The following is a 14,111-nucleotide window of genomic DNA, read 5'->3' on the forward strand; positions in this document are numbered from 1 at the left end:
TAAGAGAGGGAGGGGTTGCTCATGGACAGCATGATCGAGAACGCGGGGGCGGCCCCCGTTCCCGGCGGCAAGAGGAAGAATGACGGGCTGCTGAGAAAGATGGCGAAGCGGTATGATTTGTATCTCATGCTGCTGCCGCCGCTCGCCTTTTATTTGATTTTCCATTACGGGCCGCTGTACGGCCTGCAGATCGCCTTCAAAAACTTCAATCCGGCCAAAGGCATTATCGGCAGCCCGTGGGAAGGGTTCGGCCATTTCGAACGGTTTTTCAACTCGTATTACTTCTGGCGACTGCTATGGAATACGGTATCCATCAACCTGTTCTCGCTCCTCATCGCCTTCCCGGTACCGATCCTGCTGGCGCTGCTCGTAAACGAAATCAAGAGCCGGGCCTACAGCAAATGGCTGCAAAATATTACGTACATTCCGCATTTTATCTCGGTTGTTGTTATCGTCGGCATTCTGAACGTGTTCCTGTCGCCGAAGACGGGACCCGTCAATCAATTGATCGAGGCGTTTGGCGGCACGCCGATTAACTTCCTTCAGGAAGCAGCCTGGTTTAAGCCGATCTTTATCGGATCGAATATCTGGCAAAGCATGGGATGGCAATCCATTATTTATATCGCGGCGCTCAGCGGGGTGAATCCCCAGCTGTACGAAGCGGCCAAGATGGACGGAGCCTCGCGGCTCCGCCGCATCTGGCACGTATCGCTGCCGGGCATTATGCCGGTTATCGTTATCCTGCTCATTCTCGATATCGGCCACTTCATGAACATCGGCTTCGAGAAAATTTTGCTCATGCAGAACAACCTGAATCTGGAATCCAGCGACGTCATCTCCACGTTCGTCTATACGACGGGAATCTTGAAGGGCGAGTACAGCTACACGGCGGCCATCGGCCTGTTCAACTCGGTGATCAACCTTATGCTGCTGCTGCTCGTAAACCGTTTTGCCCGCAAGACGTCGGAGACGAGCTTATGGTAAGGAGGTAACCGCTTATGGAAAAGAGCATAAGTCCGTCGAATGAACGTTTATTCGACGCAGTCGTATATATCATAGCCGCTATAATTATGGTCATTGTATTGTATCCGCTGCTGTTCATTGTCAGCGCGTCATTCAGCGACCCGGCCAAAGTCTTAAACGGCGACGTGTGGCTGCTGCCGCAAGGCCTCAATGTCGAGGCTTACGCCAACATTTTGCAGAACGACAAGATCTGGACCGGCTACGGCAACTCGATTATGTACACCGTCATCGGAACCGTCATTAACCTTATCATGACGATTCTCGCGGCGTATCCGCTGTCGAGACCGGATCTTCCCTTGCGCAACGGGATTATGGTCCTGATTACGATGACGATGTTTTTCAGCGGAGGTCTTATTCCGACTTATCTGCTGGTCAAAGACCTGGGCATGGTCGACACCATGTGGGCGCTGATCGTGCCTGGCGCTATCGCGACTTACAATCTTATCGTCATGCGCACGTATTTCCAGAACAGCATTCCTTGGGAGCTGCAGGAGGCAGCCCACATGGACGGCTGCTCCAACTGGAGACTGCTCGTCAGCATCATCCTGCCGCTTTCAAAACCGATTCTGGCTGTCATGGTGCTGTTCTACGCGGTTGGCCACTGGAACTCGTTCTTTAACGCGCTTATCTATATCCGCGACGAAGGCAAATATCCGCTGCAGCTGGTGCTGCGCGAAATCCTGCTGATCAGCCAATCCGCCCAAACGGACGGCGGAAGCGTTGGCCTGGAGAAACAAATTTTGCTGTCGGAGAGCATTAAATTCGCGGTGATCATCGTGTCCAGCTTGCCCGTGCTGATCATGTATCCCTTTGTGCAGCGGCATTTCGTCAAAGGCGTCATGATTGGCTCCATTAAGGGATAAGGCGGCTCCCGCTATACTAACGATTTCTATGGAGGTTCATTTTGACTAACAAAGCTAACATAACCGTCGATTGCGCCGGAGCGAGCCGGCATGCCGTCAACCCGTACCTGTTCGGACACTTTGTTGAGGATATCCGGGACCATATGGAAGCCATGCTGGCCTTCCCGCTTAAGGATATGGATTTCGAGAGTGAGTCCGAGACGAAGCGGGAAATTTCCGGAAGCTGGCAAGCCTTTACGAACGGCCGCAATACGAAATATGCATTGGAGGCGCCCGCGCCCAAGCATTCGGGACGGGCGCAGCGCATCCGCTTGTTAAGCGACGATGAAGCCTATGCCGGAATCGCGCAGAAGACCGCCCTCAAAGGGCCTGCCGATTATAAGGTAAAAGTCGTTGCGCGCGCGTCGATTGAGCTGAAGCGGCTGGTGGTGGAAGCGGTGGACCGGCATACGGAGGAACCCCTTGGTTCTGTAGTTATCGAGCTCACCAGCCATAACTGGCGGGAATACGAAGCGGACTTAGCCGTCTCCCGGGCTTGCGCCGACGCCGAGCTTCGCGTCTACATTCCGGATGACCATCCGCGCTGGGCGGATCACGTGTCGACCGGCATGCTGTGGCTCGATCACGTATCCCTGCTTGCAGCCGACAGCATCGCCCTGGTGAAACGCGAGGTCGTCGATATGACGAGGGAACTGAACGCCGGCATGATGAGGCTGGCGGGCAACTACATCAGCGCCTACCATTGGGAGCATGGCGTTGGTCCCGTGCTGGAGAGACCTGTTATGTACAACGAGGCATGGGGCGGCTGGACGAGCAAATATTTCGGCACGGACGAATTTATCGCCTTCTGCCGGGAGCTGCAGGTGGAGCCCCTTATTTGCGTGAACGACGGATCCGGAACGCCCGAAGAGGCAGCGGCATGGATCGAGTATTGCAATGGCGCGGCAGATACGCCGATGGGCGCCTTGCGCGCCGCGAACGGATATCCCGAACCGTACGGCGTGAAGTACTGGGAGATTGGCAACGAGGTATGGGGAGGGTGGCAGGTAGGCACCTGCTCCGCCGAAGAGTTCGCGGCGCGCACGGTATCGTTCGCCAAAACGATGAAAGCGGCGGACCCCTCCATCGTGCTGCTGGCCTGCGGCCATTACGACCAGGCATGGAACAAGCCGGTGCTCGAGCAGGCCGGCGAGCTGATCGACTATTTGACCCTGCATATCTACCATGGCTACGGACCGTTCGGCATGAACCGGAGTACGCCTCCGGAGGACCGGTATAAAGCCATTGCGGCTTATCCCGAGTTCACGCGGCATTACTTGCGGGAGACGACGGACAGCATCAAGGCAAATCCGAAGCACGCCCATGTCAAAATCGCCATTACGGAATACAACACGATGTATTATCCGAATACGATTCGCAAAGGGCTGCCGAATGAGCATACGCTTGGCGCGGCGGTTGCCAATGCCGCCAATCTGAACGAAATGCTTCGTTCAAGCGACATGGTGCATATCGGCAGCTTCTCCGATCTGGTTAACGGCTGGCTCGGCGGCTGCATCCGGGTGGGCGATTATTATGCCGATCAATATTGCGGCAAGCTGCCTGGCTGGAGCAATCGGCCGCTCGACGTGTATGGGACGCCGACCTACGAGGTCATGAAGCTGTACGCGAACCGCGACCTTCGGCATATGCTTCCCGTGCAGGCGGAATGCGCGACGTTTGCCGTGCCGGCGCTCAAGGAGACGCCGGTAGAGCTGAACGGGCTGCCGGAGCTGGACATTGCGGCGGGCATTAACGGAGACGGCGATACCGTTACGGTATTTATCGTTAACCGCGGCCTGAATGAAGTGAATGCCGCGCTGGATTTGGCTGCCTTCAACGCGGCCGATGAGGTGGTACTGCACGAAATCAGCGGCGAGGGTTACGACGAGATTAACAGCGTTTTCGAGCCGGAGAACATCATGAGCAAAAGCCGGATTGTTCCGACGGCCGATTGGAAGCGAGGCGTTGCGCTGCGTCCGTCTTCCATTTATGCAGCGGTATTTCAAGGGAAGGTATAGGAGCAGGAGGTACGGCATGACGACGAAATCATATAGCAAGGACTATCCGAGACCTCAGCTCGTGCGCGGCGATTGGCATAATCTGAACGGCGAATGGGACTTCCGGTTCGACGACGCAAACGCCGGCGAGCGCGAGAAGTGGCAGGTGGCATTCGAGGCAACGCACCGGATTAACGTACCGTTTACGTATGAAACAAAAGCGAGCGGCATTGGCGAGGAAAGCTTTCATCCCTATGTGTGGTACAGCAGAGAGATCTCCGTTCCGTTGGAAGCGGTGGGCAAGCAAGCGATCCTGCATTTTCAAGCCGTGGACTACGACGCCAAAGTATGGATTAACGGCGAGCTGGCCGGAAGGCATCAAGGCGGCTATGCGGCATTCTCTGTCGACATGACGTCGTATCTGAAGTTCGGAGCCGATAACCGGATAACGGTGAAGGTAACGGACAGCAACAGCTGCTATCAGCCGAGAGGCAAGCAGCGCTGGGTGCCGGACAACTTTGAATGCTTCTACGTGCAAACGACGGGCATCTGGCAGACGGTATGGATGGAATACGTAGAGGAAGAGCGGCTGGAGTCGGTCAAAATCACGCCGGATCTCGACCGCCATGTCATCCGGTTCGATTACGAGGTGAACGGCGTCCGGCCTGGAGGCGATCTGCTGCTGGAGGCCATCGTCACCTTAAAGGGGCGGCCCGTGAAGCGGGTTGCGCTGGGGATCGACCGCCCATGCCTCTCGGTTGAGGTAGATCTTCACCATGAAGCGAACGGACCGTGGAAGCGGGCGTATTGGACACCGGCCCGTCCGAATTTGTACGATGTCGAGTTCGTCCTGACCTCGGGCGGACGTGTCGTCGACCGTGCGCTTTCTTATTTCGGCATGCGGAAAATATCCATCGAGAACGGCAAGGTGCTGCTGAACAACGCGCCGATTTACCAACGGCTTATTTTGGACCAGGGCTATTGGACGGACAGCCATCTGACGCCGCCAAGCGAAGAAGCGCTGACCCGGGATATCGACCTCATCCTGGCGATGGGCTATAACGGCGTGCGAAAGCATATGAAGATCGAGGATGCCCTCTTCCTCTATTGGTGCGACGTTAAGGGGCTGCTCGTCTGGTCGGAGATGGCGGCGACCTTCGAGTTCCATGACCGCGCGGTCGAGGCTTTCACGAGAGAATGGCTTGAAATTATCAAGCAGCAGCATAATCATCCCAGCATTATTACGTGGGTGCCGTTCAACGAGTCGTGGGGGATTGGCAACATCCTTCGCGACAAACGGCAGCAGGGGTTTACGGAGGGCATCTACCATCTGACGAAGTCGTATGACCCGAATCGTCCGGTTATCGTCAATGACGGCTGGGAGCATACGGTATCCGATATCGTGACGCTGCATGACTACGTCCAGACCGGAGACGGCTTCCTGAAGCGTTACCGGGATAATAAGGAGGGGATCATGTCGCGCGAGACAACCTGCAACCACTGGAAATATGCCTTTGCAGAAGGCTACAGCTACCGGGGACAGCCGATTATTATCAGCGAATTCGGCGGCATTGCGTTTCAGTCGGATAAAGGCTGGGGCTATGGGGAGCAGGTGGATTCGGTTGAAGCCTTCACGGAACGCTTCAAGGGGCTTACGCAAGCCATCAAGTCCGTCGACTATATTTGCGGCTATTGCTATACGCAGGTGGCCGACGTGCAGCAGGAGATTAACGGACTGCTGACGGAGGACCGAAAGCCGAAGATTCCGCTGGAGGAGATTCGGGCCATTAACTTGGGTTGATCGTCTTCAGTAACGGGTAACGGGAAAGAGCCGGGTCTGCAGCATGCAGGCCCGGCTTTTTCCCAAGTCAGGGGATAGCCTCTCTTATTTACACAGCCTATGCGCCCGAGATGCGCGGCATCGGCATCGGTTCCTTGCCAAGCTCCGCCCAGATGTATTTGAGCAGCAGCTCGGATTTCAAAGCCGCGTATGCCGGATCGTCCCATAAGTTGTTAAGCTCGCTTGGGTCATCTTGCAGATCAAAGATTTCGCCGTAGGTCTGGTTGTAGTAAACCGTGATTTTATAACGCTGGTCGACGTACGTTTTTTGATGAATGGTTGTTGGCTCATGACGGAATTCGCAGATGGCATGGTCTCTGGCAGAGGATGCCGTCCCTTTCCATACCTCGCTTTGATCGACGCCGGTCATCGCATGCGGAATCGGAATGCCGCTGAGCGACAGGAACGTTGGCGCAAGGTCAACAAGCGATTGGATCGCGTCCGACGTTACTCCTGCCGGAACCTGTCCCGGATAACGCACGATAAACGGCAGGCGGATCAGATCCTCGTAATGGAAGCCGCCTTTGGCCTGCAGACCGTGCTGGCCGAAGAAGTGGCCATGGTCCGTCGTAAAGACGACAACCGTGTTGTCTGCAATGCCAAGCTCTTCGAGCTTGTCGAGGATGGTGCCGATATATTTGTCCATCATGCTGATCATGCCGTAATAGACGGCAACCAGCTTCTTCTTGTCGTAGTATGTAAGCTTCTTTCTTTCGCCGTATTCATAATAATGATGCGAACGGTACCCGTGAATGCCTTTACCCGTTTCCGCCCAAGGGGAGAAGTCCGGATTGTCCATTTGCGTCAGGCCGAAATGAGGCGGGTTTTTGTCGTGCTCGCCTGGCACGATATCGGGAATGGTCAAGGAATCCGGATCGTACATTGTATCCCACGGCTCCGGCACCAAATATTCCGGATGCGGGTCGAAGAAGCTTGACCAGAGGAAGAACGGTATGTCTTCTTCGGCGTATTGCTCCATAAGCGCGTTCGTGCGCTCCGCAATCCACGTATTGTAGTGGTACTCTTCTGGAATCGGCCACTTGTACGTAATGGCAGGGTCCATGGTTCCCGTAGGAGGAAGGAAATAATCCCGCCAATTCGTGCAGCCCTTCTCCTCCATCCATATGGCATAATGTTGGCCTACATGAGCTTCGTTCGTATGATTGCGCGTCAGCTCGACATGCTCGAACCCGTAGAAGGGCCCATGGAAGTGCTTCCATTTCTCCAGATCCTGCAGGACCGGGTAAGCCTCCATAGATGGGTATTCTTCCGTAGAAGACAGCGGCTGAAAATGGGCTTTGCCGACAAGCGCGGTCTTGTAGCCGGCTGAGTTGAAATCTTCCCCGACGAAATGCCGGTCTTCCAAGAGCTTTGTTCCGAGCGTCCAAGCGCCATGCTGGCTTGGGTATTGGCCCGTAATGATGGATGCACGGCTTGGCGTACACGTCGGATTCGGGCAATAGGCTCTCGTAAAGGTTGTGCCGGACTGAATAAGCCGGTCTAAATTAGGCGTGCTTAATTCGTTATTGAAATAACCTAGCGTATTCCAGTGCTGCTGATCGCTAGTAATCAACAAAATGTTTGGTTTTTTCAAGGGAAAATCGCCTCCATGCCATTCATTGTAATGGAAAGAAGGCAGTCGTAAAATAGCATCATGTATGGTTGATTTACCAATTTGTCAGGTTAAGAGGCGGATTGCGGTGAATGGCAATGGTGCGGGGGCTTCGAAAACGCCGAGTTTTTGTGTATCGTCTATTGGCGGCTTTACGCCGGACGGTTTCGGTTCCCCATGCGTATGCCCGGAATGCCTCGGATTGGGTCAAGCAATGCATTCCTATATCCGGCAGCATGCCACGGAAGGCATGACGGTTCAGCAGGCGGCTAGGGCAGCGGGGATGAACCGGACGTATTACTCCGTTGCTCTCTCCGAAAAGGCGGAGATGCCGCCAAGCGAATTCATCACGCAGGCCCGGATGGAGTCTGCCAAGCGGCTTCTAGCGGAGACGGATGCCTCCATTACGGAGGTCGCTTATACGACCGGTTATTCCTCTTTGTATGCTTTTACGGGAGCGTTTGAAAACTGATGCCAACAGGTTGTCCACAGTTATTCACAAACTTATGCACATATTAAGAGCGCTTTCTGTCGTACAACTGTTCATTTTCGCAATGTTATCCACTTGTCCACAGGGGCTGTTATCCACATCCGCATAGGATCTTTGAATTTCCGGATGATTGCCGACAGCCATGCGCTAAACGCGGACATCGCGATCGACAGCAGACAAACGGCGGCGAAATGAAGCAGGCTGTTTACTACAAACAGCCGTTCCAGATGCGCTGCTTTGGCTGCTCCGCGTACCAGAACAATGGCCAAGGGATGCAGGATATACACCCATGTACGCCACTCCCGGAACCTTTTGCTGGCCGGAACCTTCCACTGCATGGACCATTGGAACAGGAAATACGTAGCGGGAAGCGCAAACACATACATGCTGTCATGCCGCGGCATTCCAGACGACCGAAGGAGCATCCCTTCGACGAACATGAGTCCTAGCGATCCCGCAAACAAAGCCGCGTTCACGATCGGTTTGCTGGCGTGAGGAGGCTGTTTGGCTGCCCAGGCTCCCATCGCCAAATAAATGGGGGCGTAGAAAAGCCCGTTGCGGGTGTAATCAAACACCGTAAACATTCCTTCGTAAAGATGGGCCAGGCCTGCATGATTCTGCAGAATGCCGTAGTAACTGTCGCCAAGCAGTCCGACGATGTACAAGAGCCCGGCCGAAGCCAGCACCGCGTTCATCGGCAGGAACCGAACCATCGTGCAGGTTATCAACAGACCGATCATTAACGCCGGCAAATACCATAGATGATAAAAGGTTCCGTCAAACACGATGTCCTTAATGACGGAATACGCCGTGAAGGAATCGGAAAAATAACCGGTATACAGGTTGAGCGGAATGTACAGGACAATGGCAATTGCGTAGAGCTTTAAAATTTTCAACAGGTAGCCTTGAACAGCCTTTCGATCCGTTAAAGGATTTCCGGTCAGCTTGCGGAACAATAAAAATCCGGCCGTCATAAAAAAGACGGGAACGGCAATACGCGTAAGCAGATTGCTTACAAGAAAATCGGCGGAAGCGCTGTATGACAGAAGCGGGCTGGTATGATTGGCGACAACGAGGAGCGCGGCCGCGAATTTGAGCCAATCGAGTCCGCCGTAGCCGGTTCTAGACATGGGCACCCCTGCTTCTATCTCTGAACGCGGTCACGATAAAGCCGTCTATATTATTGCCGGACAAGTGGAACCGGTCGCAGGGGATAAGGGGAATGGACGTCGATTCTCCCGCATCCGCCGCGAAGTAGTAGATTTCGACCCATGTACGATCGTCCTCGAATAAAAGATGCTCGTTCCCGTAGGAAAAGCCTTTAAGCGCGTCAATATATTCCTCCAGGCACCAATCGTGCCGCTCCATAATCTCGGCATGGGGATAACCGATATAACGGAAATGCCAAGGCTCGCACGAGATTTGAGTAAGGGCTTTCTTGCCTTCCTTGTAACGTTGAATGAAACCAAAGCCTGCGGCAAGCTGCTTAAAGGACTTATAGACATCCGTGTCCGGGAACGCCGGCGCGATAAAATCGATCTCCTTGCCAAGCCTGCCGACGTCGATTGCCAGTCCCGTTTGATGCTCGCTCCGGTCGGGCAATGCGACATAACGCGTTGTGTAATCCGGACCGTTCTCAGCTAAGGACGAGCTGTAAATCTGCTCCTGATCATGCTTAGTCCGATAGCCGCTGACCGCGATAATATCATCGAGCCCTTCGCTGGCCGCAAGAAGCTCAGCCAGCTGCCGCAAGCAGGTTCGCTCCAAGCGCATGCCATCCCTCAGCGTATGAATCGCCGGAACGGAGCAGATTGGTGCCAAACGGTCCGAAGAGGGGATTTGCCGAATGGGATTTTCCCGATTAATCAAGACCAGATGTCCTTTATGAACACCGGAATTGGCGGTTTGAATAATTGTGTGGCTTGTTAGATGACGGCCTGACTCATGTCGCTTGGCCAAGTTGGTTTGTCCCATCTTGTTTGTACCTCCTCGATATCTTTATAGACTCTTGTTATCCGGACGCCAAGCGAAGTGGAGACTTCCTGCGCGACGCTTCCGATATGCGCCGCAAGCTCTGCGAAAGTAATGCGCTGCCCCCCTTGCGTTCCGATCAAGGTAACCGGAGTTCCTTCCGCGCACGGTCCCGGAAGCTTGACCATCAGCTGATCCATGCAGATTTTGCCCACGATGGGGGCGCGATGGCCTCCAATCAGCACCTCGGTGCCTTGCATCCGCTGCGCCCAGCCGTCGGCATAACCGATCGGTACCGTTCCGATCCATTCCTCCTCTTCGGCCCGGTAAGAATTGTCGTAGCCGAGATAATCTCCTGCAGCCAGCTTTTTCACCTGAATCAGACCGCTGTGAAGACTTAAGGCAGGCTCCAGCTTAACCGGACAAGCAAGGCTTGCAGGGTAGAAGCCGTACATCGCCGCTCCGATTCGGACCATATCCATCGCCAGATGAGGAAATCGCAGCGCCGCAACGCTGCCTGCGCAATGATAATGACGAATCGCAAGTCCGGAGACGCGCGCCCATTCCTTCATATCGAGGAAGCGGGCAGCCTGCTGTTCCAGAAAACGGGTATCCTCCTGCCCGGCGGTCGCAAAATGCGTATAGAATCCGTCCACGTCCACATCCTCAGCGTGCAGCGACGGAACAAGCCTGTCCCATTCCTGCTTCGTCCGGATACCGATTCTCCCAAGCCCCGTATCCATCTTTACATGAATCCGCAGCCTGCCCGGGGAGCCGCAAGGCTTAAAGACCCGCATCTCGGAAAACCATTTGGCGCTTGTTACGGTTATGGAGAGGTCATGCCTCAGAGCCAATTGCGCATGCTCCGGCGGGATAGGCGTTAAGACGAGAATCGGCAGCGTTAATCCGGCATCGCGAAGCCGAATCGCTTCTTCCAGGTAGGCAACCGCCAAATAATCCGCGCCGGCCTTCATCGCAGCCCTGGCCGACTCGATGTCGCCATGCCCGTAGCCGTTCGCCTTCACGACAGCCATCAGCTTCACCGAACCGGGAAGAGACCGGCGAATGTTCAGCATATTCTCCCGAATACGGCTCAAACTAATTTCAGCCCAAGTTTCTCTTAACATAGGGCTCACCTCGCTCGCTTATTTGGTATATTGCAGCGTTTGTTTATTTTGGTGGCGGGCGACGGCATGCCCGATTAATTGTTCGATCAGCTCGGAATAAGCCGTTCCGTTCGTGCGCTCCCACATGACCGGGTACATACTGAAATTCGTAAAGCCGGGCAGCGCGTTTATCTCATTGAGGTACAATCGGCCTTCTCCGTCAAGGAAGAAGTCGACGCGGGCAAGGCCTTCGCAGCCATGGGCCTGATAGGCTTGGACCGCCAGCTCGCGGATTCGAGAAGTCAGGCCGTCCTCGAGCTTGGCCGGAATCTGCATGGTCAGCCGCTTGTCCAAGTATTTGGATTCGTAATCGAAGAAAAGATGGTCATGGATAAATTCGCCGGGCAGCGAGGCAAGCGGTCTCTCATTGCCGATAACGGCGACTTGTATTTCTCTGCCGGCTACTTCGCGTTCGATGACAATCTTTTTGTCGTAAGAGAATGCTTCGCGGATCCCGGTCAGGAGCGCTTCGCGGTTTGTGCACCGGCTGATGCCGATACTGGAGCCAAGGGAGGCTGGCTTCACATAGCACGGGTATCCAATGGCGTCCTCCGCCTTGCGTAACACGGCGTCCTCATCCGTGGCCCACTCCTCATGGCGGTATACCCGATATTCCGTCTGCCGAATGCCGGCTTGGGCCAATACCTGCTTCGACATCGCCTTGTCCAAGGTTAACGCGGCAGCCAGAACGCCATTCCCTACATAAGGAACGTTCACGAGCTCCAGCAATCCTTGTACCGTACCGTCCTCACCATTGGGACCATGCAGAAGCGGCAAGACGACCTTTGGGCCGGGCAGCGCCATGATGCCAGACAGAATTTCCCCAATGGAACGGGCAGGATCCGAAAAGGCCGGCAGCTGGGTCAGCCTTTCAATCGTCAACCCCTCCTTGGCCAGACATCCGGGCGGCGAGCACCATAAGCCTTCGCGTGTAATATAGACGGGATAAACCTCGTAGCGGCTTTGATCAATGGATTGAAGGACCGTAACGGCCGTTTTTAACGACACTTCATGTTCGGCGGATTTACCTCCGTACAGCACGTATAACTTTGTTTTCATCTATTCATACCTCCAGGTAGAGTTTTTGTCCGTTGCTCTATATCCAAGATAACGCGCTGGGCCCAAGAGATTCGTAAGACATCCTAAAGGAAACCTTAAGAATTTCTTATTTGTGATGGGGGGTGTCCGCTCCGCAGACTATTTCTGATACACTATAGCCACATTCATTAACCATATAGACGGGGAGATCTCATGAATACCATTCAAATACTGATCGCCGACGATGACCTCGAAATCGCGGAGCTGATCAAAATCTATCTAACCAACGAAGGGTACCAGGTGCTGATTGCGGGCAACGGCCGGGAAGCCATGGAGCTGATCGCCAAGGAATCCGTCCAGTTAATGATTCTCGACGTTATGATGCCGGAGATGAACGGTCTCGAGGTGGTCCGGGCGGTACGCGCGGAGTACGGCATTCCGATCCTGATGCTAAGCGCCAAGGCGGAGGACATGGACAAAATCATGGGGCTGACGACGGGCGCGGACGATTACATGGTGAAGCCGTTTAACGCGCTGGAGCTGATTGCCCGGGTGAAGTCGCTGCTGCGCAGGTCCATTTATTTGAATCCCCAGCTTCAAACGGCGCAGGATCAGGACAAGGACATCATTCAGCTGCATTCGCTGAAAATAAGCAAGAAATCGCATACGGTAACGGTGGAGGACCGCGGCATCAATTTAACTTCAACGGAGTTTGATATCCTGTACTTGCTGGCAAGCCATCCCGGGCAGGTCTTTAGCGCGGAGGCGATCTTCGAAGCGGTGTGGAAGGACAAGTTCCTGGAGTCCAATAACACCGTCATGGTTCACATAAGCAAGCTTCGGGATAAATTGGAGAGCGAGCTGGGCGGCGTCAAGCTGATTCAGACCGTGTGGGGAGTTGGGTATAAAATTGATCCGTAAACCGTGGAAAAGCCTTCGTTTCAAAATGCTGTATCTATTCGGACTTAGCGCGTTTGGGGCATTCATGTCGTCAGGCCTTTTGTATCTGGTCGCGGTCGCCGCGTACAGCGCCGATATGATTTATCTCTCTCCTTTGCTGAGGGAGGTGCTGGATAAATTTGGACTATTAACAACGTTTATCTCGGTTACCGTTATCTTTTTTTTCATCTATTTCTTCGCTTTAAGCCGTTCGACTATTCGCTATCTGGTGCGGATTTCGCAAGGAATCGAGCGGATTGCCGGCGGGGATTTCGAATCCCGATTGCCGGTGCGAGGCGGAGACGAGCTGGGGGCGTTGGCGGAAAATATCAATAAAATGACGGCTCAGCTTAAGCTCTCCATCGAGGAGGAACGACGCACGGAACGGACGAAAGCCGAGCTTGTGACGAACGTGTCCCATGATTTGCGCACGCCTTTAACGTCTATTGTCGGGTACTTGGGTCTGATCGAAGAAGACCGTTACCGGGATGAGGTGGAGCTGAGGCATTACGTTCAAATCGCTTACGAGAAATCGATTCGTCTGAAAACGATGATCGATGATCTATTCGAATATACGAGGACCAGCGGCGGAATAGGGCTAAGGCTGTCGCCGATCAATCTCGTAGAGATGATTGGCCAATTGTCGGCACAATTCCGCTTGCAATTCGAGCAGGCAGAGATGAAATGCAGATTGACCCTTCCGGATCATCCGATCCTTATCGATGCCGACGGAGACAAGCTTGTCCGTGTGTTCGAGAATCTGATCGTTAACGCCATTCAATACGGAAAAGAGGGCAGGCAGATCGATATCGCGGTCCGGAGCGAGAGGTGGCTTGCCGTCGTCGAGATCGCGAATTACGGCGAGCCTTTGCCGGCTTCGGTTATTCCGCTATTGTTCGAACGGTTCTATCGCGGCGAGCAGTCCCGCTCCCGGAATACGGGCGGTTCAGGTCTAGGCCTTGCGATTGCGAAGAATATTGTCGAGCTGCATCATGGCCTGATTTCCGCGGCGAGCGCCGAAGGGAAAACTTCGTTTAAGGTCGAATTGCCGCTTGGCGGCAAAGATCTCCTTGACATCCACCGGGGGGCAGGTAAACATTAGGGGGAAGGCATAAAACTACGACGTAAGGTGG

General features: G+C 54.3%; 12 protein-coding genes. 7 read left to right on the forward strand and 5 right to left on the reverse strand.

The annotated features are described in order from the left end of the window. The first annotated feature begins 21 nt into the window (after positions 1-21). From EV294_RS24160 to EV294_RS24175, 4 genes are read left to right on the forward strand one after another with little or no spacing between them, the layout of a single operon-like run. Positions 22-984 carry an ABC transporter permease gene (locus EV294_RS24160; protein WP_132311537.1) on the forward strand — a complete coding sequence of 321 codons (963 nt, stop codon included), beginning with the start codon at positions 22-24 and terminating at the stop codon, positions 982-984. Positions 985-998: 14 nt separating this feature from the next. After that, positions 999-1,886, forward strand: a complete 888-nt coding sequence (locus tag EV294_RS24165; protein WP_132311539.1) for a carbohydrate ABC transporter permease — start codon at positions 999-1,001, stop codon at positions 1,884-1,886. 41 nt (positions 1,887-1,927) lie between these two features. Continuing rightward, a complete protein-coding gene (locus EV294_RS24170; protein WP_132311541.1) occupies positions 1,928-3,943 on the forward strand; it encodes an alpha-L-arabinofuranosidase C-terminal domain-containing protein in 2,016 nt (671 codons plus the stop codon). A gap of 16 nt (positions 3,944-3,959) precedes the next feature. Continuing rightward, positions 3,960-5,723, forward strand: a complete 1,764-nt coding sequence (locus EV294_RS24175; RefSeq protein WP_132311543.1) for a glycoside hydrolase family 2 protein — start codon at positions 3,960-3,962, stop codon at positions 5,721-5,723. A gap of 97 nt (positions 5,724-5,820) precedes the next feature. On the opposite strand, the gene EV294_RS24180 is transcribed toward EV294_RS24175, so the two are convergent. Further along, positions 5,821-7,356: a sulfatase family protein gene (locus EV294_RS24180; protein WP_132311545.1), complete on the reverse strand. Its 1,536-nt coding sequence runs from the start codon at positions 7,354-7,356 to the stop codon at positions 5,821-5,823. A 106-nt stretch (positions 7,357-7,462) separates the two neighbouring features. Between EV294_RS24180 and EV294_RS24185 the strand changes: the two genes are divergently transcribed. Further along, positions 7,463-7,846 carry a helix-turn-helix domain-containing protein gene (locus EV294_RS24185; protein WP_165930794.1) on the forward strand — a complete coding sequence of 128 codons (384 nt, stop codon included), beginning with the start codon at positions 7,463-7,465 and terminating at the stop codon, positions 7,844-7,846. Positions 7,847-7,917: 71 nt separating this feature from the next. On the opposite strand, the gene EV294_RS24190 is transcribed toward EV294_RS24185, so the two are convergent. Genes EV294_RS24190 through EV294_RS24205 form a run of 4 tightly spaced genes read right to left on the reverse strand, consistent with a single transcriptional unit; the run spans position 7,918 to position 12,060 of the window. Further along, positions 7,918-8,994 carry an acyltransferase gene (locus EV294_RS24190; protein ID WP_132311549.1) on the reverse strand — a complete coding sequence of 359 codons (1,077 nt, stop codon included), beginning with the start codon at positions 8,992-8,994 and terminating at the stop codon, positions 7,918-7,920. Further along, positions 8,987-9,838: a D-alanyl-D-alanine carboxypeptidase family protein gene (locus EV294_RS24195; RefSeq protein ID WP_243711780.1), complete on the reverse strand. Its 852-nt coding sequence runs from the start codon at positions 9,836-9,838 to the stop codon at positions 8,987-8,989. Before EV294_RS24195 ends, EV294_RS24190 begins: the two co-directional genes overlap by 8 nt. Next, positions 9,790-10,962, reverse strand: a complete 1,173-nt coding sequence (gene alr, locus EV294_RS24200) for an alanine racemase (protein WP_132311551.1) — start codon at positions 10,960-10,962, stop codon at positions 9,790-9,792. The genes EV294_RS24195 and alr overlap by 49 nt, the downstream gene beginning before the upstream one ends. Before the next feature lie 18 nt (positions 10,963-10,980). Continuing rightward, the gene (locus tag EV294_RS24205; protein WP_132311553.1) at positions 10,981-12,060 is read right to left on the reverse strand and encodes a D-alanine--D-alanine ligase family protein; all 1,080 of its coding nucleotides are present in this window, start codon (positions 12,058-12,060) and stop codon (positions 10,981-10,983) included. A 192-nt stretch (positions 12,061-12,252) separates the two neighbouring features. Between EV294_RS24205 and EV294_RS24210 the strand changes: the two genes are divergently transcribed. Both EV294_RS24210 and EV294_RS24215 read left to right on the forward strand, forming a co-directional pair. Next, positions 12,253-12,960 carry a response regulator transcription factor gene (locus EV294_RS24210; RefSeq protein ID WP_132311555.1) on the forward strand — a complete coding sequence of 236 codons (708 nt, stop codon included), beginning with the start codon at positions 12,253-12,255 and terminating at the stop codon, positions 12,958-12,960. After that, positions 12,950-14,080 carry a sensor histidine kinase gene (locus EV294_RS24215; RefSeq protein WP_132311557.1) on the forward strand — a complete coding sequence of 377 codons (1,131 nt, stop codon included), beginning with the start codon at positions 12,950-12,952 and terminating at the stop codon, positions 14,078-14,080. Before EV294_RS24210 ends, EV294_RS24215 begins: the two co-directional genes overlap by 11 nt. Positions 14,081-14,111 lie beyond the last annotated feature (31 nt).

It is taken from the genome of Paenibacillus sp. BK033 (assembly GCF_004345425.1).
GTDB lineage: Bacteria > Bacillota > Bacilli > Paenibacillales > Paenibacillaceae > Pristimantibacillus.